This window comes from Burkholderia sp. Bp9143 (genome assembly GCF_003853645.1).
Lineage (GTDB): Bacteria > Pseudomonadota > Gammaproteobacteria > Burkholderiales > Burkholderiaceae > Burkholderia.
Window position 1 is genome coordinate 42,106 of record NZ_QTPO01000006.1, and the last position, 22,605, is coordinate 64,710.

The window sequence follows — 22,605 nt, forward strand, 5'->3', positions numbered from 1 at the left end:
CCCTCGATCAGAAATGCAGGCCCGGCGACAGGCTCGCGGGCAAGGTCAGTTGGGTGCTTTCCACCGACGCCATCGGATACGCGCAATAGTCGGCCGCGTAGTACGCGCTCGGCCGATGGTTGCCCGAGCGGCCCGTGCCGCCGAACGGCGCGGCGGACGATGCGCCGTTGGTCGGACGGTTCCAGTTGACGATCCCCGCACGGATCGTGCGGCGGAAGTGGTCCCATGCGTGCGCGTCGTCGGCCAGCAGGCCGGCGGACAGGCCGAACGCCGTGTCGTTCGCGCGCTCGATCGCTTCGTCGAACGTCGCGTAGCGGACGATCTGCGCGAGCGGGCCGAAGTGCTCTTCGTCGGGCAGGTTCGCCACGCCGGTCACGTCGATGATCGACGCGTTCACGAAGCCCAGGCGCGGATCGCGCTGCGTCATCGCGATGATCGGCTTGGCGCCCTGCTCGACCAGGCGCGACTGCGCGTCGACGAGCTTCGCGGCCGCGCGTGCCGAGATCACCGCGCCCATGAACGGCTGCGGATCGGCGTCGAACACGTCGGCCGTGATCTTCGACGTGACGTCGGCGAAGCGTGCGAGGAAGCGGTCGCCGAACGCGCCCTGCGGCACGAAGATGCGGCGTGCGCACGTGCAGCGCTGGCCGGCCGACAGGAACGCCGACTGGATCGTGTGATGCACGGCCGCGTCGATGTCCTCGACTTCGCCGATCACGAGCGGGTTGTTGCCGCCCATCTCGAGCGCGAGCACGATTTCCGGACGGCCGCCGAACTGCTTGTGCAGCAGCGTGCCGGTATCCGAGCTGCCGGTGAAGAAGAGGCCGTCGATCTGCCGGTGATTCGCGAGGGCGATGCCCGTGTCCTTCTCGCCCTGCACGAGGTTCAGCACGCCGGCCGGCAGCCCGGCTTCCTGCCACACCTCGACCGTCGCGCGCGCGACGCCCGGTGCGAGTTCCGACGGCTTGAACACGACCGTGTTGCCCGCGATCAGCGCCGGCACGATATGGCCGTTCGGCAAGTGGCCGGGGAAGTTGTACGGGCCGAACACCGCGACGACGCCGTGCGGACGATGGCGAAGTACCGCGACGCCGTCGGCCATGTCCTGGCGCTTCTCGCCGGTGCGTTCCTGGTAGGCCTGGATCGAGATGCCGACCTTCGCGGCCATCGCCGCGACTTCGGTGCGCGCTTCCCACAGCGGCTTGCCCGTCTCGCGGCCGATCGCCGTGGCGATCGCTTCCTTGCGCTCGGTGAGCAGCGCCGCGAAGCGCTTGACGATCGCGCAGCGCGCATCGAAGTCGAGCGCCGACCAGCCGGCGAACGCACGGCGCGCACTCGCGACCGCACGGTCGACGTCGGCCGCCGATGCGCTGTCGCCCTGCCATGCGATCGCGTCGGTGCCCGGGTTGCGCGAAGCGAAGACGGGGCCCGAGCCTGCGACCCAGGCGCCGTCGATGAAGAGTTCCGTCATGATTCGTTTATCCCTGTTTGACTTTGAGCGGCAGCACGCGGACCGGATCGCCGGCCTTCACGTCGAGCGCGACGGCGTCGTCGGCCGACAGCACGAACGAACCGTTCGCGACCACGCCCGGCGCGACGCCGACGCGGAAATCGTTCAGCGACGTGTTCGACACGAGCGACCTCGGCGGATGGCCGCTCCCTGCGTCTTCACGCGCGTCCGGCACGCCGATCGCGACCGGCACGACGACGCTCTCGCGCACCGTGCGCAGGTCGTTGACGTGGCATTCGAGCACCGGGCCCGCGTCGAAGATGTCGACGTGGTTCTGGTAACGCAGCCCTTCGGCCTCGAGCATCTTGCGCGCCGGCAGCGTGTCGCGGTGCGTGAGGCCGACCGCGTCCTGCGCGTCCTGCGGCAGCAGGTCGACGTACACCGGATAGCGCGGCATCAGTTCCGCGAGGAACGACTTGCGGCCGTGCGAGCTGAGGTAATCGGCTGCATTGAAATCGATCTGGTAGAAGTGCGAACCGACCGCGCGCCAGAACGGCGACGTGCCGTCCTCGTCGAAGTGGCCGCGCAGTTCCGCGCAGATGCGTTCCGGGAAGCGGTCGCGGAACTGCGCGATGAACATGAAGCGCGAGCGCGACAGCAGGCCGCCGACGCCGCCGGTGCGATAGCGCGGGCTCAGGAACAGCGAGCACACTTCCGCGTAGCCCGTCAGGTCATGCGAGATGTTCAGCGCGGACATCCGCGTCCACACGCCGAGCTCCTGGCTCGCGTGCACGACCGTGCTCACGCGATAGTTGTAGAACGGCTGCTCGAGGCCGACCTGCGTCTCGATCCCGCACACACCCGCGATGTCGCCCGTCTTCGATTCTTCCATCACGAAGAAGTAGCCGGCCTCGCCCGGCGCGGCCTCGCCCGCGAGCGTGCGGCGCGTGCGTTCGATGCGCGCGGCGAGCGCGTCGCGGTCGGGCTTGAACGTGGTCAGGCCCGGCCCGGTTTCCTTCGCGAGCGACACGAGCGCGTCGACGTCGCCCGTTTGTACGACCCGAACGACGATCATGCTGCGTCTCCCTTCATCTCTTCATCGTCGCGGCGATGCAGCGGCACGCAGCGCACGACATCGCCATCCTTCACATCGAGTGCCGCGCGCACGTCGCCGGCCAGCGGCGCCTCGGCCGTGTCGCCCGGCAGGTCGGCCAGCACGCAGCGGAACGATTCGCCGCTGCCCGTCGATACCATGTACGCGACATCGCCGTGCTGACGCGCGGCTTCGCGCACGGTGCGCTCCGCGCCGTGCTTCACGCATGCGGTGCGGTCGACCTGCGCGGTCAGCACCGGGCCCGCGTCGAAGATGTCGACGAAGCGGTCCGGCTCGAAACCTTCCTCGAGATGGATGTCGTACGCGAGCAGTGCCGTTTCGTTCGGCTCGCCGAGCACGCGCTGCGCCGCTTCCGGCAGCAGCGGCACGTAGAGCGGATACGCCGGCATCACTTCCGCGATGAACGTGCGGCTGCGGCCGCCCGACGCGATGTCGACGTCGGTGAAGTCGCGGCCGAAGAACTTGCGGCCCACCGCTTCCCAGAACGGCGATGCGCCCGTGCTGTCGCTCACGCCGAGCAGCAGCGTGAACACTTCCGGCGTGAAGCGGCGGCGGTTCGCGGCGATGTACATCATCCGCGCACGCGAGATCAGGTGCGCGGCCGCATCGCCGCGCAGCGACGGATCGACGTAGAAGCCTGCCAGCCGGCTCTTGCCGGTCAGCTCGTGCGACATCGTGAGCGCGTGGATCTTGCGGTTCACGTGCAGCTCGCGCGATGCGTGGATCAGTGCATCGTTGCGGAACGCGTAGAACGGTTCCGAGTAGCCGGCCGCGGCCACGATGCTCGCCGTGCCGAGCAGCTTGCCCGTCGACGAATCCTCGAGCACGAAGAGATAGAACTCTTCGCCGGCGAAATCGACGTCCGCGCGAAACGAATCCTCGGAGAGCGCCACGCGCGCTTCGAGCGCCGCGCGGTCGTGCGGCAGCGAGTGCAGGACCGGCTGCGCGGTGCGCGCCATGTGCGCGAGCGCATCGAGATCCGTGAGTTTGCCGGGGCGAACAAATAGCATCGTCGTTCCTGTCTGCGATGGGTGCGCCGATCAGCGCGCGGTGGCTTCCTGGGCCGCGAGCACCTGCTCGACTGCCTTCTCGAAGCGCTTCATGCCTTCGTCGAGCAGGTCGAACGGGATCACGAGCGACGGGACGAAGCGCAGCACGTTCGGGCCCGCGATCAGCATGATCAGGCCGTTCTCGGCGGCGGCGGTGACGAAGTCCTTCGCGCGGCCGTCGAATGCGGCGGTGAGTTCCGCGCCGACCAGCAGGCCCTTGCCGCGGATGTCCTTGAAGATGCCGAAGCGCGCGTTGATGCGTTCCAGCGCGCCCTTCAGCCGCACGCTGCGTTCGCGCACGCCTTCGAGCAGTGCCGGGTCGCCGATCAGTTCGACGACCTTGTCCGCGATCGCCGACGCGAGCGGGTTGCCGCCGTAGGTCGTGCCGTGCACGCCGACCTTGAAGTGCGCGGCCAGTTCGTTCGTCGTCAGCATCGCGCCGATCGGGAAGCCGTTGCCGAGCGCCTTCGCGGTCGTGAGGATGTCCGGCGTGACGCCCGTGTCCATGTATGCGTAGAACTGGCCCGTGCGGCCGACGCCCGTTTGCACTTCGTCGAAGATCAGCAGTGCGTCGTTCGCGTCGCATGCTTCGCGCAGTGCCTTCAGGAAGGCCGGATCGGCCGGGATCACGCCGCCTTCACCCTGCACCGGCTCGACGATCACCGCGCAGGTTTGCGGGCCGATCGCGGCCTTCGCGGCTTCGATGTCGTTGAACGGCAGGTGCTTGATGCCTTCCGGCACCGGGCCGAAGCCTTCCGAGTATTTCGGCTGGCCGCCGACGCTGACCGTGAAGAACGTGCGGCCATGGAACGACTGGACGAACGACACGATTTCGTATTTGTCGGCGCCGTGGCGGTCGAATGCGACGCGGCGTGCGAGTTTCAGCGCGGCTTCGTTGGCTTCCGCGCCCGAGTTCGCGAAGAACGCGCGGTCGGCGAAGGTCAGCGATTCGAGGCGCTTGGCGAGGCGCAGCACCGGCTCGTTCGTGTAGCCGTTGCCGATGTGCCAGAGCTTGCGGCCTTGTTCGTCCAGGACCTTCAGCAGTTCCGGGTGGCCGTGGCCCAGCGACGTCACTGCGATGCCGCAGGCGAAATCCACATATTCGCGGCCGGCCGTGTCCCACACGCGCGAACCCTCTGCTCGGTCCGGCACGAACGGCGCGGGGGAGAATACCGGCACCATCACTTCGTCGAATGTCTGGCGGGTCACGGTCGAGGTCGTCATGGTCGTTCCTTTCGGTTTCGTAAGAGGGTTCAACAGGATCAAGTTTAGGTAAGGGTGACGCAAGCGTCTTGCGGAATTGCGACGGGTTCTATCGGAAGCGCTTTCTTCCGTCTATTTTGCCCTCCCGGCGGGGGTGGTTCTTCTGGGGGATGGCGGTATTTTGGGGCTTTTCGGGTGGTGCGCTTTCGGTTGGCGTGAAGCACCTGTGATCGTGTCGGTCTATTAGCGTCGCCCCTGCGCGGGGCGGCGGTTACTTTTCTTTGTCTTGCCAAAGAAAAGTAACCAAAAGAAAGGTGCCCGGATAACGCATGACTTCCCGGTGCCATGGTCCACGGAGTGGCCCTCGCCTAAGTGTCGGCGCCACGAAAGAACCCGGAGTGGTTCGAGCAATAGTTCTGACACCTCTCACTACCCCACGGAGCGGTATACCGCCCGCTAGCTCCATCCTCGCTACGCTCGGCTGCAAGGTTCTTCGGTCGCAATTCATGCGTCCGCGCCATACATGAAGCACCCACTGATCAGTTCCCCAAATCAGTACTGTGTCCGCTGTACCGCAACGACGATTTCAATTTATTGCATTCATGCGCCACCCGCCGCGATTGTGGAAATCAATCGATCGACAGCGTTGTAAGGGGGGCGTGTGGACCTGTCGGCCGAGCGAAGCGAGGACGGAGCTAGCGGGCGGTATACCGCTCTGTTGGGCGGTGTGGCGCGTCAGAACCATTGCTCGAACCACTCCGGGTTCCCGACTGGCGCCGACACTTAGGCGAGGGCCACTTGGTGGGCTATGGCACCGGGAGGTCATGCGTTATCCGAGCGCCTTTCTTTTGGTTACTTTTCTTTGGCAAGACAAAGAAAAGTAACCGCCGCCCCGCGCAGGGGCGACGCTAATGGACCGACGCGATCACAGGTGCTTCACACCAAACGAAAGCGCACCACCAAAAAAATCAATCCTTCGCACCGCGCTCGACAAGCGCGCCCCCGCGAGGCTCGCTCCCGCCGCCAGTCTGTTTCTCGAGCCAGGCCCGTCGATCTTCCCGCGGCGTGACGCCAAACCGCTCGCGGTAAGCATTGGAAAAATGCGCAGCAGAAGAAAACCCGCAAGCAAGACTGACTTGAACCACCGACTTGCTGGTCCGCTGCAACTGCGTCCTTGCCTTGAGCAATCGGAGATTGAGGTAATACTTGGAGGGCATCGCCCCGAGATACTGCCGAAAGAGCCGCTCCAGCTGCCGGCGTGAAACGCCAACGAGCCCGGCGATCTCATCGGTCGTCAAAGGATCCTCGATATTGGCTTCCATCAAAAGCAAAGCATCATTCAACCGAGGATGTCGCTCACCGGGCGCGGTAACAAAAGGAATCCGTTGGCGCTCCTCACCACTCCGCAGCGTCCCGGCCCCGAGCGCATCGGCAATCCGCTCCGAGAGATCCGCTCCATGTTCCCGGCCGATCATGGCCAGCATGAAGTCCACGGTGGCTTGCCCACCGGCACAGGTCGCCCGATCGCGATCGATCTCGAAGATCTGCTGCGTGACGATCGACCGCTCGAACTGCTCGGCGAACTGCTGATACGTCTCCCAGTTCACGCTCACGCGATATCCGGAAAGCTGCCCGGCCATCGCGAGCCACCACACGCCGTGATGAATCCCGGTCACGACCGGCGTCCGCTGCCCGACCCGCGCGAGACTCGCGAGAAACAACCGATAGTCGGCAAACTGCTGAAACCGCTCCGACACGACGATCAGCCAGTCGCACGCGATCGCATCGTTGAACGCCGCATCGGCATGCCACTGCGCCCCGCCGACGAGCGGCACCGGCCGCCCGTCCCACGAACACACCTGCCAGCGATACAGCAGGCGCCCGTCGATCTCGTTCGCGAGATGCAACGCATCGACGATCGGACCCACGCCCGACATCGACACGGGCGGCAATGCAACGATCACCACCTGCGTCGTGCGGGTGGCGCCTGCGGGACGAGACACCGGTACCACGTATGAAACCCGCCCTTCGCGTTACTTGAGACTGCCCGACAGGAACTGCTTCAGACGCTCGCTCTGCGGACGCACCAGCACCTCCTTCGGATCGCCCTCTTCCTCGGTCCGCCCCTGATGCAGGAACATCACGTGGTTCGACACGTTGCGCGCAAAACCCATCTCGTGCGTGACGACGATCATCGTGCGGCCTTCCTCGGCCAGCTTCTGCATCACCTTCAGCACTTCGCCGACGAGCTCCGGATCGAGCGCCGACGTCGGCTCGTCGAACAGCATCACGTCCGGATGCATCGCCAGCGCCCGCGCGATCGCGACACGCTGCTGCTGACCGCCCGACAGATGCGACGGATACTGCTTCTCGACGCGCGGCGCGAGGCCGACCTTCTCCAGGTACTCGCGCGCACGCTCCTCGGCTTCCTTCTTCGAAATGCCGAGCACGTGCACCGGCGCTTCCATCACGTTCTCGAGCACGTTCATGTGCGCCCACAGATTGAAGTGCTGGAACACCATCGCGAGCTTGGTGCGGATACGCTGCAACTGCTTGTGATCGGCGACCTCGAGCGCACCGGCGCGGTCGGTCTTCGTGCGCACGGCCTCGCCGTCGACGACGATCTGCCCCGCATTCGGCCGCTCGAGAAAATTGATGCAGCGCAGGAACGTGCTCTTGCCCGAACCGCTGGCGCCGATGATGCTGATGACGTCGCCGGCCTTCGCGTTCAGCGACACGCCCTTGAGCACCTCGTTATCGCCATAGCGCTTGTGAATGTCGACCGCGGCAAGCTTGACGGAAGCGGACGCGCTCGTTTGAGTGATCTCGGCCAACTGGCTCTCCTCGAAGTGAAATCAATGACGGCCGGCCGCGAGATACGCGAGCCAGTGGCGCTCCGCCCGGCGAAATGCCGCGACGAGTGCGAACGATACCGCAAGATAGATCAGCGCGGCGATTCCGAACGACTGGAACGCCATGTAGGTCGCGGAATTGGCGTCGCGCGCGACCTTCAGGATGTCGGGCACGGTCGCCGTGAATGCAACGGTGGTCGCGTGCAGCATCAGGATCACCTCGTTGCTGTACAGCGGCAGCGCACGGCGCAGCGCCGACGGCAGGATCACCCGGCGGTACATCGTGAACGGCGACATCCCGTAGGCACGCGCCGCCTCGACCTCGCCGTGCGGGATCGCGCGAATCGCGCCCGCGAAGATCTCGGTCGTGTACGCGCAGGTGTTCAGCGCGAACGCGAGGATCGCGCAGTTGAAGCCGCTCCTGAAGAACGCGTCGAGCAGCGAGTGCGATCGCACGAACTCGAGGCTGTACATACCCGTGTACAGCAACAGCAGCTGCACGTAGAGCGGTGTGCCGCGGAACACGTACGTGTAGAACCGCACCGGCATCGACAGCCACTTCTTCTTCGACACGCGCGCGACCGCGAGCGGCACCGCGCATACGAAGCCGAGCGAAATCGACGCGACGAGCAGCCACAGCGTCACCGCAAGGCCGGAGAGGCGCTGGCCGTCCCAGTAAAGGAACGCCTGGCCGAATTCCTGGAGGATCTCGATCATAGTTCTGCGTGCCGCACACCCATGGAATAACGCTTCTCGAGCTGGATCAGCACGAGGTTGGAAACGGTCGTGATCGCGAGGTAGATCAGCGCCGCAATGAGGATGAAGAAGAACATGTTGAATGTGCTCTTGCCGGCGTCCTGCGCGGCCTTCACGACGTCCGCGAGGCCGATGATCGACACCAGCGCGGTCGCCTTCACGAGCACCTGCCAGTTGTTGCCGATGCCCGGCAGCGCGAATCGCATCATCTGCGGAAACATGATCCGCACGAACACGCGCATCCCGCTCATCCCGTAAGCCGCGCCGGCCTCGAGCTGGCCGCGCGGCACCGACAGGAACGCACCGCGGAACGTCTCGGTGAAGTACGCGCCGTAGATGAAGCCGAGCGTCAGCACGCCGGCGACGAACGGGTCGATGTCGATCTGGTCCCAGCCGACGAGATCGGTGAACTGGTTCAGCCAGATCTGGATGCTGTAGAACAACAGCAGCATCAGGACGAGATCGGGCACCGAGCGGATCAGCGTCGTATAACCGGTCGCGATCGCTCGCACCACCCGGTTATGCGACAGCTTCGCCACCGCGCCGATCAGCCCCAGCGCCACCGCAGCGGCGAGCGACAGCACCGACAGCTCGATGGTCTGCACGGTGCCGGCCCAGAGGACAGGACCAAAGCCGTAAAGGAACACGCGCGTCTCCAGTGTTGATATGAAAACCGGCGCGAAATCCTGTCCCGCGCCGGGCTGACGCGGATAGTCGCAAGCGAAATTGATTGCCTCAAATCACCGTGCACGCGCTTGCTGCGTCGCAGCAATTCATCCCACCATTTGCGGGCACGGCCTACAGCGCTGTTTCAAAAGGAAAAAAGCCGCTTCCTGACAGTCTGATGACACGCAGGGAAGCGGACTTTTTGCAATTTTCCGGTCGCTTTTTCGATATAGCGCCGCAGGCGGTCTCACCGCCCTTTCAGGATGTCGGAGCGCGAAGTCGTATAGACAAGCCCGTCCGGGCCGAAATGGACGTTGAAGAATGCGTCGGTGTTCACGCCGTCCTCGAGCCAGCGCCAGCTCCACACCGTCTCGGGTTTCAGCGGGTACTGCGCGATGTCGCCCGGCTTGCCGAGCAGGCGCCGCACCTCGTCCTCGGTCATCCCGGGACGCACCTTCGCGAAGTTCTCGGCGGTCAGCACTTGCGTCGCGCCCATGTAGTACCCGTTCGGGTCGAGGTCGACGAACCAGGTCTGGTTGCCCATCGGGCCGCGCGGATATTCGAGGCGCTTCGAGCCGTCGGTGAAGGCGCGCTCCGTCTCGGGCTTGCCCATCGTGGCGCGCACGTCGGCTTCGGTCGATACGCCGGCCTTCAGCCCCTTGAGCAGCAGCGGTGCCGGCTTGATCGCGTTGAAAAAGTCCCTGATACGTTGCACGTCGAGATTGCCTTGCTTGTCGTCGCAGCCGGTCAGCGCCAGCGCGGCAGCCAGCATCGTCACGGGAAGTAGCCGGAAACGGAAAATCATCGGAAGAAATGCGCGTCGAGAAACACGCGGCAAGGATACCCGCGCAACGCCAAAAGCGCGAGACGGGCGCGCGGCCCGTCTCGTGTTCAATGCATCGTTTCGGTTTGCACCTCGGCCTCGCGGCTCGCCTGCGGGGCGCGCGCCCCGGCCGGCACGGCCTTGATCCGGCGGCGCGTGCGCGCCAGTTCGGCAAGCTGCCACGAACCGAGCGCCAGGCAGCCGAACAGCACCTCGCGGCCGCGCTTGACCAGCGCGAGCGACAGCGCCGTCTCGCGATCGACGCCGAACATCTGCGCGAGCAGCACGACGGTCGCCTCCTGCACGCCGAGACCGCCCGGCACCATGAACGCCGCATGCCGCACGGCCTGCGTCATCGCCTCGATCGCGATCGCGCCGCCGATCGATACCGGATGGCCGAGCAGCGCGAGCGCCCAGTAAATTTCGAGCGCGCCGAGCACATAGCCGGACAGCTGCCAGAAGAACGCGCTGAACAACAGCGCCGTGCGCGACATCAGCGCGTCGATGTCGCCGTCGAGGCGGCGGCCGTCGACGCCCTGCAGCAACCGGTGCGAATCGCCGAGCAGACGCCCCGCGAACCGCTCGATCGCATGGAAGATCCCGCCGCGCCGCATCAGCACGACGCCGAGCACCGGCAACGGCAGCGTCAGCAGCAGCGCGAGGCCGATCGTGCCGCCGCCCATGTCGTGCGTCGTCGCGAGCAGCAGCACGAGACCGAGCGCCGCGAACGCATACTGGACGACGATCGTCACCAGCACCTCGACGATCACCGACGCGGTCACGCGGCTCGCGTCGGGCACCTGCCAACGCGCCATCCGGATCCCGACCAGCTCGCCGCCGATGCCGACCACCGGCAGCAGCCGGTTCACCGCTTCGCGCACGGTCGCCACCCACCACAGGAACGACAGCGACGCGCGCCGGTCGAGCAACTGGTGCCACGCATACGCGTCGAGCAGCAGCGGCAGCGCGTGGAACGGCACGAGCCACAGCAACGCGAAGCCGGCGCGCTCGAGCATCCGCGACACGTCGCCGACGCCTTCGTGCAGCCCGAGTGCAAGCAGGATTCCGATGCCGATCGGCCAGCCGAGCCATTTGATCCACTTGGTCATGACGGCCGCGCCCCCGCTTCGCGCGACGGGTGCGTGCCGCGCCGCACCACGGGTTGGCCGAACACGTCCGCAAAGCCGCCGGTCGCGACGCCCGCCGCCTTCAGCGCGGCCGCGACGCGCGGCGACAGCAGCGCATCCAGTTCGTCGACCGGCCGGTAAGCGGCCATCGTCGGCGTGATCGGGCCGCCGCCGGCTTCCGCCGGATGACAGTAGATCTCGCCGACACCGGGCGGCAGCGCCGCGAGCGCGTCGAGCAGCACCGCCTCGTCCATCGCGCCCGTATGCTCGATCCCGACCACGTAGTCGTTGTGCGCGAGCCCCGCGCGGTCGAGCCGGGCACGCACCAGCGCGATCCACGGCTTGAGCAGCGCGGGCGCACTCGTTTCGTACGGCAGCCGCACCGCGCGCAGCCCGTAGTCGCGGCCGATCTCGATGATCATCGACAGCACGGTCGGATGCAGGTGGAAATGCTTGTGCGCGTTCACGTGGTCGAGCGGCAGACCGCTCGCCGCGAACGCGTCGAACTGCGCGCGAATCTCGCGGCGCAGCTGCGCACGTACGTGCGGCAGGAAGAAGAAGCGACAGCCGTCCTTCGCCATCGCATCGCCGAACCGCCCGTCGCGGCCGACGAGCGCGGATATCTCATGCGCGGGCAGCGTGGCCGGCCCGTCCGCGAGGACCAGATGCAGGCCGACCGCGAGCGACGGCAGGCGCCGCGCGCGTTCGATCGCATCCTGCGCCGCGGGCGCACCGACCATCAGGCTCGCGGCGTTCAGCACGCCGTCGCGATGCGCGCGCTCGACCGCCGCGTTGACGCGCGGATGCAGCCCGAAGTCGTCCGCGGTGAAGATCAGCGCCCGCGCCGCCCGCTGCGTCGACACGAATCAGGCCTCGTGCGCGCGCAGGAAGCGGAAGAACTCGACGCCTTCGCGCAGACGGCGCTTCATCATGTCCCAGCTCGTCAGCATTTCGCGGACGATCTCCCAGATCTTCGACGGACGGAAGTAGAACTGGCGATAGAACTGCTCGAGATGGTGATAGATCTCGTCGCGCGACAGGTGCGCATAGCCGATCGCCGCGAGCTGCACGCCTTCCTTGCTCACCAGGTTGATGGTCTTGTTCTCTTCCATCCAGCCGTTTTCCACGGCCTGCTTGTAGAGCGTCGTGCCCGGATACGGCGCGGCGAGCGACACCTGGATCGTGTGCGGATTGATTTCCTTCGCGTACTCGATCGTCTTCTTGATGGTTTCCTGCGTCTCGCCCGGCAGGCCGAGAATGAAGGTGCCGTGGATCTTGATGCCGAGCTTCTTGCAGTCCGCGCTGAAACGGCGCGCGAAATCGGTGCGCACGCCCTTCTTGATGTTCACGAGGATCTGGTCGTCGCCGGATTCGAAGCCGACCAGCAGCAGGCGCAGCCCGTTTTCCTTCATGACCTTCAGCGTCTTGTACGGCACGTTCGCCTTCGCGTTGCACGACCACGTCATGCCGAGCTTGCCCAGGCCGATGGCGATGGCTTCGGCGCGCGGCAAATCGTCGGTGAAGGTGTCGTCGTCGAACATCAGTTCCTTCACTTCCGGCATGTTGTCGCGGATCCACTTCGCTTCCGCGAGCACGTTCTCGACCGAGCGCGTGCGGTAGCGATGGCCGCTGACCGTCTGCGGCCACAGGCAGAACGTGCAGCGCGACTTGCAGCCGCGGCCCGTGTAGATCGACACGTACGGATAGTTCAGGTAGCCGATGAAGTAGTTGTCGATCTTCAGGTCGCGCTTGTAGACGGGCGCGACGAACGGCAGTTCATCCATGTTCTCGAGGATCGGACGCGCTTCGTTGTGCTCGATCGAGCCGTCCTTCGCGCGCCAGCTCAAGCCCTTGATCTGCGGGAACGGCTTGCCTTCGGCGATTTCCTTGCAGGTGTAGTCGAATTCCTCGCGGCACACGAAGTCGATTGCCTCGCTCGCCGTGAGCGAGTTGTGCGGATCGACCATCACCTTCGCGCCGACCATGCCGACCAGCATCGACGGCTTCATCTTCTTCAGGTCCTGCGCGAACATCGCGTCGGTCGGGAACGACGGCGTGCTCGTGTGGATGATCACGAGGTCGTAGTCGTTGGCGATCTTCAGCGTCTCTTCGACCGACAGGCCGTCGGCCGGCGCGTCGACCACGCGGCTGCCCGGCACGAGCGCGGCCGGCTGCGCGAGCCACGTCGGATACCAGAAGGAACGGATTTCGCGCTTCGCCTGATAGCGCGAGCCGGCTCCGCCGTCGAAGCCGTCATACGAAGGGGCCTGCAAGAACAGCGTTTTCATGAATGCTCCGGTAGCCTGCATAGTTCGATTCGTTTCAACGATTCAGTCAATCAACCGCGGGCCGCCCTGCCGGCGCCCGCCTCTCTGTCATGTCGCGTCGCGCGGCGTTGCCGCGCGGCGCGTCTCGGCCCTCGGGCCGGATTCGATCGGGGACGGGCTCAAGGCCGGTTCCCCGGAGGACGTACATCGAGTACGTCAGCGGCCGTCCCCGCCTTCCACCACCGCCGCCGCGCGTTCGCCGCCGACGACCGTCATCCTCGCGCCGCGCCACACGACGTGCGTGCCGAACGCGGCCGCGAGCCATTCGAGCGCGAGCAGCGTGTCGCGTACCGCGACGAGCGGCAGGTCGCGCCAGAACGCGCGCCAGCCGTCCTCGCCGCGCGCATGCAGCACGAGCCGCCCGAACGCGCCCACGACGGCCGCGCCACCCGCCAGCGTGCCGGCGACGGTGCCGTCGAGACGCAGCGCGAGCGCCGCGCCGATCGCGAGCCACGGCGCGGTAAACGTGATGAACAGGAACGCGAAGCCGCTCGGGTTCAGCGAACGGATCGTGCGCAGCCAGCGCGTCTCGCGGTGCCAGAGCGGCCCGAACGACGGTTCGATCACGTCGGTCGCGACCTCGACCTCGGACAGCACGGTGCGCCGCCCGAGGCGGCGCGGCAGCTCGGCCAGCCAGAAGTCGTCGGCCAGTTCGTCCTTCAACGCGGGAAAACCGCCGATCCGGTCGAGCGTGTCGCGCGTCAGCGCGAGCGTCGCGCCGAAGCCGAAGCGGCTCGAGCGGCCGAGGTGTGTGATCCGCACCGACGGCGCGAACCAGGCATCGACGAACTGCGCGCCGATCCGCGTCCAGAACCCGCCGACACTGCGCGCATGATACAGGCACGTGACGACCCCGACCGACGCGTCGGCGAGCGGCGCCGTGACACGCTCCAGATAGTCAGGCTTCACCGCGATGTCGCTGTCCGCGATCACGATGCGGCCGTACTTCGCGCGTTCGGCGAGATTGATCAGATTGCTGACCTTCAGGTTCTTGCCGTGCACGCGCGCGTCGATCACGAGCGTGATGTCGCATTCCGGATAGTCGGCGCGCAGCCGCTCGACGACGGCGACGGCCGGATCGGCCGCCGACGCGACCCCGAACAGCACTTCATGGCACGGGTGGCGCTGCTCGCAGAACGTCGCGAGGTTCTCGTACAGGTGCGGCTCCGCGCCGCACAGCGGCTTGAGCACGCTGACGGGCTCGAAGCCGTCGCGCGCGGCGGTGCGCGGCGTGCGCGGGCGCGGCGCGAACGCCGCGACGAGCGCATAGCCGGCCGCGGCCAGCGTGAACACGGTCAGGAGCCAGTCGAGCAGCGTAACGGTCGGCGTCATGCGCGACGCCCTCCGGCGACGCGGGCGCCCTGCCGACCGATCGAACCGGATTGAACGTGATTGGGTATTCCGACAGCAACGAACGCGGGCACGACCCGACTCCTTGTTCCAGCAGCGTCTGTGTAATGGGGAGGCACGGCCCATTCCCCGAAAGCGGCCATGCCCGGCTTCGCGTGGCACATCCTCGCGCGATGCCCGGACGGGATGCGGGAAGATTCCAATGGCTACATCGGCACAACATGGACAGGCGCCGGATTTTAGCAGCCCGCGCCAGCCCGCGCTTGGGCACCTCGCGAAACGGACTGGTGCGATTTCGGCAAAGCTGTGCGACCGAGGAACCATTCTGGTGCCACCACATTCACGTTAGCGTAAGCGCTTTGCAGGCGTATTGCAGTCTTAAAAATCAAACGTTTCGTGGAAATTTGTACGTCGATGCGGAGACACGCCCAATCGCCGTAAAGTTCGGTAATTATTCGGTGATTAGATCGATTTTTGCAACGATTGCCCGAGCCAGCCTTACGCCCCTGAAAGACGCATGGGTATCCGCGCGTCGCCAGCGCGTTCCGGAACCCTTTGGCAAAATCGTCGGCACCTGTTGCGCATGCGCATCACCGCGCCCCTCCCTTTCGAAGGCCAACCGATGATTCCGTTTTCCGTTCTCGATCTCGCCCCCATTCCCGCCGGCGCCGACGCCGCGCAGGCTTTCCGCAACACCGTCGATCTCGCGCGGCACGCGGAGCGCCTCGGTTACCGGCGCTACTGGCTCGCCGAACATCACAACATGCCCGGCATCGCGAGCGCGGCGACGGCCGTCGTGATCGGTCATGTGGCGGGCGCGACGAAGACGATCCGCGTCGGCTCGGGTGGGATCATGCTGCCGAACCATGCGCCGCTCGTCATCGCCGAGCAGTTCGGCACGCTCGCGTCGCTGTATCCGGGGCGCATCGACCTCGGGCTCGGCCGCGCACCCGGCACCGACCAGACCACGTCGCGCGCGCTGCGCCGCGACCTGATCGGCAGCGCCGACGCGTTTCCGGACGACGTCGCCGAGCTGCAGCGCTACTTCGCGGAACCGGTGCCCGGCCAGCGCGTGCGCGCGGTGCCCGGCGCGGGGCTGGACGTGCCCGTGTGGCTGCTGGGTTCGAGCCTCTTCAGCGCGCAGCTGGCCGCGATGCTTGGGCTGCCGTTCGCGTTCGCATCGCACTTCGCGCCGGACTACCTGATGCGCGCGCTCGAGCTCTATCGCGCGCAGTACCGGCCGTCGGCCGCGTGGCCGAAGCCGCATGCGATGGTCGGGGTCAACGTGTTCGCGGCCGATACCGACGACGACGCGCGGCGCCTCTTCACGTCGCTGCAGCAGCAGTTCATCAACCTGCGCCGCGGCACGCCGGACAAGCTGCCGCCGCCCGTCGACGCGCTCGAGGCGAGCGAGTTCGAACTCGCGAACGTCGCGCATGCGCTCTCGTTCGCGGCCGTCGGCTCACGCGATACGGTGCGCGACAAGCTGCGCGACCGGATCGCGCAGACGGGCGCGGACGAGGTGATCATCACCGCGCAGATCTACGATCACGCGGCACGGGTGCGCTCGTTCGAGCTGGCGGCACAAATCCGCGACGAACTCGCGAACGAAACCCGCTGACCGGACGGGCACGCCCGCGCAGGCGGGTGCACCAGCCTGCGCGTCACTGCGAGTGTGCCGCCTCCATCCCGTCGAGCAGCGCCTTGTGGAACGCGTCCGGGTCCTGGATCTGCGGCGCGTGCCCGAGCGCGGGGAATTCGACGAGCTGCGCGCCGGGAATCGCCGCCTGCGTGCGTTTCGCGAGTTCCGGGTACCGGCCGAGCTTCGCGTGCACGTCGGGCGGCGCGACGTCCTTGCCGATCGCGGTCGTGTCCTTGTCGCCGATCAGCAGCAGCGTCGCCACGCGGATCGCGCCGAGTTCGTAGACCACCGGCTGCGTGAAGATCATGTCGTAGATCAGCGCGGAGTTCCACGCGACCGCGTCGCGGCCCGGGCCGCGATACATGCCGGCGAGCATCTGCACCCAGCGCTCGTAGGACGGCGCCCACTTGCCCGCGTAGTAGGTCGCCTGCTCGTAGCGGCGGATGCCGTCCGCCGTCGTCTTCTGCTCGCGTGCATACCAGTAGTCGACCGACAGCGGCGGCACGCCGAGCGCCTTCCAGTCCTCGAGGCCGATCGGGTTCACCAGCACGAGCTGGTCGGTCGCCTTCGGGTACATCAGCGCATAACGCATCGCGAGCATCCCGCCCGTCGAATGGCCGACGATCGTCGCCGATTTCACGCCGATCGACTCGAGCAGCGCATGCGTGTTGCGCGCGAGCTGCTGGAAGCTGTACTGGTAGCGCTCGGGCTTCGACGACTTGCAGAAGCCGATCTGGTCCGGCGCGATCACGCGATAGCCGGCGCGGCTCAGCACGCCGATCGTGTCCTCCCAGGTCGCCGCGCAGAAGTTCTTCCCGTGCAGCAGCACGACGGTGCGGCCGTTCGGATGCGCCGGCTGCACGTCCATGTACATCATCTCGAGGGTTTCGCGCTGCGACACGAACGCGTAGCGGTGCACCGGCTCCGGATAGGCGAAGCCTTCCAGGCGGGGACCGTACGCGGGCCCGTCGTTGCCGGCCGGTGCCGGGGCCGCCGCCGCGGCTGACGTCGCGCATGCGGCGGCAACGCCCGCACCGAGCACGGCGGCGCGCGCGAGGGACAACATCTTGCAAGTCGAAGGCATGGCGATCACGATAAAGGGAAATGCACGCGGGCAGCCGGGCGGCTTCGCGCCCCGCGATTCTACGCGGTCGGGCTGACGACGGCGCGCAACACTCGATGGCCGCGCGACTTCCGCGCGCGCGACGAACTCGGGTATCGTGTGACGTGACCCTGAAACGCCTGCAGGCGAACGCTCATGAAAAACGTCCTCAGCATTCAGTCGCACGTCATCTACGGACACGCCGGCAACAGCGCGGCCGTGTTCCCGATGCAGCGCCTCGGCGTCAACGTCTGGCCGCTCAACACCGTCCAGCTGTCGAATCACATGCAGTACGGCCACTGGGCCGGCAGCGCGATCGACGCCGCGAAGATGGAGCAGCTGGTCGACGGCATCGCCGCGATCGGCGCGCTCAAGCGCTGCGACGCGGTGCTGTCCGGCTTCGTCGGCTCGCCCGCGCAGGCGCGCGCGACGGTCGAGATCGTGCGCTCGGTGAAGGCGATGAACCCGAACGCATGGTACTTCTGCGATCCGGCGATGGGTCAGACGGGCGGCATCCGGCCCGAGCCCGGCGTCGAGGAATTCATCGTCCAGGAAATGCCGGCGCTCGCGGACGGCATGTCGCCGAACCACACCGAGCTGCAGAAGCTCGCCGGGCGGCGCATCGAGAGCGTCGCCGAAGCCGTCGACGCCTGCCGCGCGCTGATCCGCCGCGGCCCGAAGATCATCCTCGTCAAGCACCTGCACGACCGCAACAGTCCGGCCGACCGCTTCAACATGCTCGCCGTCACCGAGACCGAAGCGTGGATCGGCCAGCGCCCGCTGTATGCGTTTCCGCGCCATCCGGTCGGCGTCGGCGACCTCACCAGCGCCATTTTCGTCGCGCGCCGGCTGCGCGGCGACTCGGTACGCGCCGCGTTCGAGCACACGCTCGCGGCCGTGCATGCGGTCGTGAAGGCGACCTACGACGCGCGCCGCTACGAGCTCGAACTCGTCGCCGCGCAGGACGAAATCGCGCGACCGAGCGAATGGTTCGGCGCGTGGGTCACCGACGCCTGACGCGCCCCGCACCGCCTCGCATCCCCCCTGCTTCTCCGGCATTCCACGCGCCGCCCCACTGCCCCTTCGCTTCTCTCCCCACGGCCCGACCACCGGCGCCACGCCGTCCGAATCCTGTCCGCCCGCACGTGCAAACGTTTCCGGACTTCACATGAATGACACCGAATCCTCGCTATGCTCGCGGCGGCACGACCGGCGCAGCCGCATCCTGCGCCCCGGACGCGTCCGTTTTTTCCCGCATGTCCCGCCAATCGGCTCCCCCCTTTTACCGCACGATAACGACCATGACCCGATCGAACCGTCGTGACTTCCTGCGCGTCGCCGCCGGCACCGCCGGCGCCGCCGCGCTGAACCTGTTCCCGCCCGTGATCCGCGATGCGCTCGCCATTCCCGCGAACCGCCGTACCGGCACGATCCGCGATATCGAACACATCGTGATCCTGATGCAGGAGAATCGCTCGTTCGACCATTACTTCGGCACGATGCGCGGTGTCCGCGGCTTCGGTGACCCGCGCCCGCTGCGCCTGGCGAACGGCAAGTCGGTGTTCCACCAGCCGGTCGGCCCGGCCGAACTGCTGCCGTTCCACCCCGGCGCCGACAAGCTCGGCCTGCAGTTCCTGCAGGACCTGCCGCACGGCTGGCAGGACATGCACGCCGCGTGGAACAAGGGCCGCTACGACCAGTGGGTGCCGAACAAGGGCACCACGACGATGGCGTATCTGAAGCGCGACGACATCCCGTTCCACTATCAGCTCGCCGACGCGTTCACGATCTGCGACGCGTACCACTGCGCGATCCCGAGCTCGACCGATCCGAACCGCTACTACATGTGGACCGGCTACGTCGGTAACGACGGCACGGGCGGCGGCCCGGTGCTCGGCAACGAGGAAAAGGGCTACGGCTGGACGACCTATCCGGAAGTGCTCGAGCAGGCCGGCGTGTCGTGGAAAATCTACCAGGACGTCGGCACGGGGCTCGACGCGAACGGCTCGTGGGGCTGGACACAGAACCCGTACATCGGCAACTACGGTGACAACGCACTGCTCTACTTCAACCAGTACCGCAGCGCGCTGCCCGGCACGCCGCTGTATGACAAGGCGCGCACCGGCACCAACATCAGCGCCGGCGGCACGCTGTTCGACGTGCTGCAGCAGGACGTGAAGAACGGCACGCTGCCGCAGGTGTCGTGGATCTGCGCGCCGGAAGCGTACTCGGAGCACCCGAACTGGCCGGCGAACTACGGCGCGTGGTACATCGAGCAGGTGCTGAAGGTGCTCGTGTCGAATCCGGACGTGTGGAGCAAGACCGCGCTCTTCATCACCTACGACGAGAACGACGGCTTCTTCGACCACGTACCGCCGCCGTTCGCGCCGCAGTCGCGCGACAACGGGCTGTCGACGGTCGCGACGACCAACGAGGTATTCGCCGGCGACGCGTCGCACATGGCCGGCCCGTACGGGCTCGGGCCGCGCGTGCCGATGCTGGTGGTGTCGCCGTGGACCAAGGGCGGCTGGCTCTGCTCGCAGACCTTCGATCACACGTCGCTGCTGCAATTCATCGAAGCGCGGTTCGGCGCGCAGTACCCGGTGACGGCCGCCAACGTGTCGCCGTGGCGCCGTACGGTGTGCGGCGACCTGACGTCGGCGTTCGACTTCGCGACCGCCGACACCGCCTGGCCGACGCTGCCCGACACGACCGGCTATGCGCCGCCCGACCGGCTGCGGCACCCCGACTACATCCCGGTGCCGCCGGTGCTGCAGAAGCTGCCGAAACAGGAGGCCGGGTTGCGTCCGGCACGCGCGCTGCCGTACGAGCTGTTCGTGCACGGCCGCGTCGAAGCCGCGAACGGCCAGTTCCGGCTGACCTTCGCGAACACCGGCCGCGCGGGCGCGGCATTCCAGGTACAGTCGCGCAATCGTCTCGACGGCCCGTGGGCGTACACGGTCGAGGCCGGCAAGCGGGTCGCCGATACGTGGAGCGCCGCGGCGTCGCTCGGCCTGTACGACCTCGACGTGTACGGCCCGAACGGCTTCTACTGCCATTTCCGCAGCCCGATCGCAACCGGCGCCGGCAGCGCGAACGTGAACCCCGAGGTGATCTACGGCTACGACGTCGCGAACGGCAACATCACGCTGCGACTGATGAACCGCGGCCACAAGGCCGTGCGGCTCAAGGTGACGAACGCGTACGGCCACGGCGGCGCGCGCACGTTCGACCTCGCGCCGGGCGCGCACGTCGACGACTACTGGGATCTGCGCGGCAGCCACGGCTGGTACGACCTGACCGTCAGCGACGGCCGCCTGCTCGGCTTCCTGCGTCGTTTCGCGGGCCACGTCGAGACCGGCCGACCGAGCACGAGCGACCCGGCGATCCGCACGAGCGCGTCGCATGACGACGCCGAAGCCGCGTCGGACGCCCTGTCCGACTGACGACGGCGCACGCGGCGCGGCCCCGGCGGGCCGCGCCGCCCGTCCACCCGCACCTGCCTCCCGTCCATTCGTGACGGGAAACTCCCGATACCGGCTGCCCGCGCGCACGCGGAAGCTATGCGCAAATCCGCACAGATTGCGCGGCAAATTGCCAAGACCCGCGCATATCGGCGACCTATAAATCGAGGCGATCGGGGCTCCTCGCCGAGCCTGACGGGAGATTCTTCCGGGAATCATCAGCATGCCGACCTCCCCGCCCGATTCCGAGAAGCGGTCGAACCGCCCACCCGTCGCACGCATCCGGCCCGCTGGCTGCGTGCGGTACCCACTCGCTGGTTAGAACAAGAGGAACGAACATGAAATTCCGTCATTCCCTGTTGTCGGTATCGGTCGTATCCGCGGTAACCCTCCTCTCGCAACACGCCGCCCAGGCCGCCGACGCGACCGACGTGAAGGTCGGCTTCGCCGCGCCGCTCACCGGCGTGAACGCCGGCTACGGCAAGGATCTTCAGAACGGCGTGCAGCTCGCGCTCGACGACGCCGCCGCGCAGAAGGTGCAGATCGCCGGCAAGCCTGCACACTTCGACCTCGTCGTGCAGGACGACCAGGCCGATCCGCGCATCGGCGTGCAGGCTGCGCAGGCGCTCGTCGACCAGAACGTGGCGGTGGTGGTCGGCCACTTCAACTCGGGCACGACGATTCCGGCGTCGGTGGTCTACGACAAGTCCGGCATCCCGGTGATCGACCCTGCCGCGACCAACCCGACGCTCACGTCGCGCGGACTCGCGAACATGTTCATGGTGATCGCGACCGACGGCCAGAACGCGGGCAACGCGGGCAAGTACGCGGTCGACGTGACCAAGGCGAAGCGCATCGCGATCATCGACGACCGCACCGCGTTCGGCCAGGGTGAGGCGGACGAGTTCGAGAAGGCCGTTAAGGCGGCCGGCGGCAACATCATTGGCCGCGAGTTCACCAGCAACCAGGCGGTCGACTTCCGCGCGCAGATCACGAGCCTGAAGGGCAAGAACCCCGACCTGATCTTCTTCGGTGGCCTCGATTCGCTCGCCGCGAACTTCATCAAGCAGATGCGCCAGCTCGGGCTGAACGCGCAGTTCGTCGGCGGCGGCGGCGTGAAGGACAACGAGTTCATCAAGATCGCCGGCCCGGCCGCGGAAGGCGCGATGGCGTGGGAATACGGACGGCCGCTCGACGAACTGCCGCAGGGCAAGGATTTCGAGCAGCGGTTCAAGAAGCGCTTCGGCGTCGACGTGCTGTCGTACGCGCAGTTCGGCTACGACGCGGCGTGGGCGGCGATCAAGGCGATGCAGGCGGCCAACTCGACTGATCCGAAGGTCTATCGCCCGGTGCTGAAAAAGGTCGACTTCGAAGGCGTCACCGGCCGCATCTCGTTCGCGAACGACGGCTCGCTGAAGAGCGGGATGTCGACGCTGTACCAGGTGAAGAGCGGCGCGTGGAAGACCATCGTGACGAAGGGGGGCTGATCGGGCGGGGCTGGCGGTCCGGGTAGCCGGGCTGCCCGGGAGCGCGGACGACGGCGGGAACGCCGCACCGCCTCCCGTCGCACGATGCGGGTACCGGCGAACGCCGCCGGCAGCGAAGCGACCGGCGCAATCGCGCCAACCTCATACGATGACTGATGTTGAGCCGATGTTCGTCACGACCCGCGGCGATACG

Annotated in this window: 18 protein-coding genes; 4 read left to right on the forward strand and 14 right to left on the reverse strand. The window is 66.9% G+C overall.

Going from position 1 to position 22,605, the window contains the following annotated elements:
- Positions 1–7 precede the first annotated feature (7 nt).
- The 13 genes from astD to hpnI all read right to left on the reverse strand — a co-directional run bounded on the left by astD (position 8) and on the right by hpnI (position 14,699).
- A complete protein-coding gene (gene astD / locus DIE23_RS05860) occupies positions 8–1,471 on the reverse strand; it encodes a succinylglutamate-semialdehyde dehydrogenase (RefSeq protein ID WP_124611251.1) in 1,464 nt (487 codons plus the stop codon).
- A 7-nt stretch (positions 1,472–1,478) separates the two neighbouring features.
- Positions 1,479–2,525, reverse strand: a complete 1,047-nt coding sequence (gene astA / locus DIE23_RS05865; RefSeq protein WP_124611252.1) for an arginine N-succinyltransferase — start codon at positions 2,523–2,525, stop codon at positions 1,479–1,481.
- Positions 2,522–3,574, reverse strand: a complete 1,053-nt coding sequence (gene aruF, locus DIE23_RS05870) for an arginine/ornithine succinyltransferase subunit alpha (RefSeq protein ID WP_124611253.1) — start codon at positions 3,572–3,574, stop codon at positions 2,522–2,524. The genes astA and aruF overlap by 4 nt, the downstream gene beginning before the upstream one ends.
- 30 nt (positions 3,575–3,604) lie before the next feature.
- The gene (locus DIE23_RS05875) at positions 3,605–4,837 is read right to left on the reverse strand and encodes an aspartate aminotransferase family protein (RefSeq protein ID WP_124611254.1); all 1,233 of its coding nucleotides are present in this window, start codon (positions 4,835–4,837) and stop codon (positions 3,605–3,607) included.
- A gap of 947 nt (positions 4,838–5,784) precedes the next feature.
- Positions 5,785–6,828: a GlxA family transcriptional regulator gene (locus DIE23_RS05885; RefSeq protein WP_124611255.1), complete on the reverse strand. Its 1,044-nt coding sequence runs from the start codon at positions 6,826–6,828 to the stop codon at positions 5,785–5,787.
- A 21-nt stretch (positions 6,829–6,849) separates the two neighbouring features.
- Positions 6,850–7,650, reverse strand: a complete 801-nt coding sequence (locus DIE23_RS05890) for an ABC transporter ATP-binding protein (protein WP_124611256.1) — start codon at positions 7,648–7,650, stop codon at positions 6,850–6,852.
- 21 nt (positions 7,651–7,671) lie between these two features.
- Entirely contained in the window at positions 7,672–8,385 is a 714-nt protein-coding gene (locus DIE23_RS05895; protein ID WP_044849122.1) for an ABC transporter permease, read from the reverse strand.
- Positions 8,382–9,071 (reverse strand): ABC transporter permease, encoded by a 690-nt coding sequence (locus tag DIE23_RS05900; RefSeq protein WP_057927803.1) that lies wholly within the window; start codon positions 9,069–9,071, stop codon positions 8,382–8,384. Before DIE23_RS05900 ends, DIE23_RS05895 begins: the two co-directional genes overlap by 4 nt.
- Before the next feature lie 266 nt (positions 9,072–9,337).
- A complete protein-coding gene (locus DIE23_RS05905; RefSeq protein ID WP_124611257.1) occupies positions 9,338–9,895 on the reverse strand; it encodes a hypothetical protein in 558 nt (185 codons plus the stop codon).
- A gap of 86 nt (positions 9,896–9,981) precedes the next feature.
- Positions 9,982–11,022: a lysylphosphatidylglycerol synthase domain-containing protein gene (locus DIE23_RS05910; RefSeq protein ID WP_124611258.1), complete on the reverse strand. Its 1,041-nt coding sequence runs from the start codon at positions 11,020–11,022 to the stop codon at positions 9,982–9,984.
- Positions 11,019–11,903 carry a hopanoid biosynthesis-associated protein HpnK gene (gene hpnK, locus DIE23_RS05915; RefSeq protein WP_124611259.1) on the reverse strand — a complete coding sequence of 295 codons (885 nt, stop codon included), beginning with the start codon at positions 11,901–11,903 and terminating at the stop codon, positions 11,019–11,021. The genes DIE23_RS05910 and hpnK overlap by 4 nt, the downstream gene beginning before the upstream one ends.
- A gap of 3 nt (positions 11,904–11,906) precedes the next feature.
- The gene (gene hpnJ / locus DIE23_RS05920) at positions 11,907–13,349 is read right to left on the reverse strand and encodes a hopanoid biosynthesis associated radical SAM protein HpnJ (RefSeq protein ID WP_311767805.1); all 1,443 of its coding nucleotides are present in this window, start codon (positions 13,347–13,349) and stop codon (positions 11,907–11,909) included.
- 174 nt (positions 13,350–13,523) lie between these two features.
- A complete protein-coding gene (gene hpnI / locus DIE23_RS05925) occupies positions 13,524–14,699 on the reverse strand; it encodes a bacteriohopanetetrol glucosamine biosynthesis glycosyltransferase HpnI (RefSeq protein ID WP_124611260.1) in 1,176 nt (391 codons plus the stop codon).
- Positions 14,700–15,339: 640 nt separating this feature from the next.
- Here hpnI and DIE23_RS05930 point away from each other — a divergent pair.
- The gene (locus DIE23_RS05930; RefSeq protein ID WP_124611261.1) at positions 15,340–16,338 is read left to right on the forward strand and encodes an LLM class flavin-dependent oxidoreductase; all 999 of its coding nucleotides are present in this window, start codon (positions 15,340–15,342) and stop codon (positions 16,336–16,338) included.
- Positions 16,339–16,381: 43 nt separating this feature from the next.
- Here the strand turns inward: DIE23_RS05930 and DIE23_RS05935 are convergent, their stop codons facing one another.
- On the reverse strand, positions 16,382–17,443 hold the full coding sequence (locus tag DIE23_RS05935) for an alpha/beta fold hydrolase (protein WP_124611262.1): 1,062 nt from the start codon (positions 17,441–17,443) through the stop codon (positions 16,382–16,384).
- A 174-nt stretch (positions 17,444–17,617) separates the two neighbouring features.
- On the opposite strand from DIE23_RS05935, the gene pdxY reads away from it, so the two are divergent.
- The 3 genes from pdxY (at position 17,618) to DIE23_RS05955 (ending at position 22,412) form a co-directional block, all read left to right on the forward strand.
- Positions 17,618–18,478 (forward strand): pyridoxal kinase PdxY, encoded by an 861-nt coding sequence (gene pdxY / locus DIE23_RS05940; RefSeq protein ID WP_124611263.1) that lies wholly within the window; start codon positions 17,618–17,620, stop codon positions 18,476–18,478.
- 284 nt (positions 18,479–18,762) lie between these two features.
- Positions 18,763–20,907 carry a phosphocholine-specific phospholipase C gene (locus tag DIE23_RS05945; RefSeq protein ID WP_124611264.1) on the forward strand — a complete coding sequence of 715 codons (2,145 nt, stop codon included), beginning with the start codon at positions 18,763–18,765 and terminating at the stop codon, positions 20,905–20,907.
- A gap of 356 nt (positions 20,908–21,263) precedes the next feature.
- Complete coding sequence (locus tag DIE23_RS05955; RefSeq protein WP_124611265.1) at positions 21,264–22,412, forward strand: branched-chain amino acid ABC transporter substrate-binding protein; 1,149 nt, start codon at positions 21,264–21,266, stop codon at positions 22,410–22,412.
- Positions 22,413–22,605 lie beyond the last annotated feature (193 nt).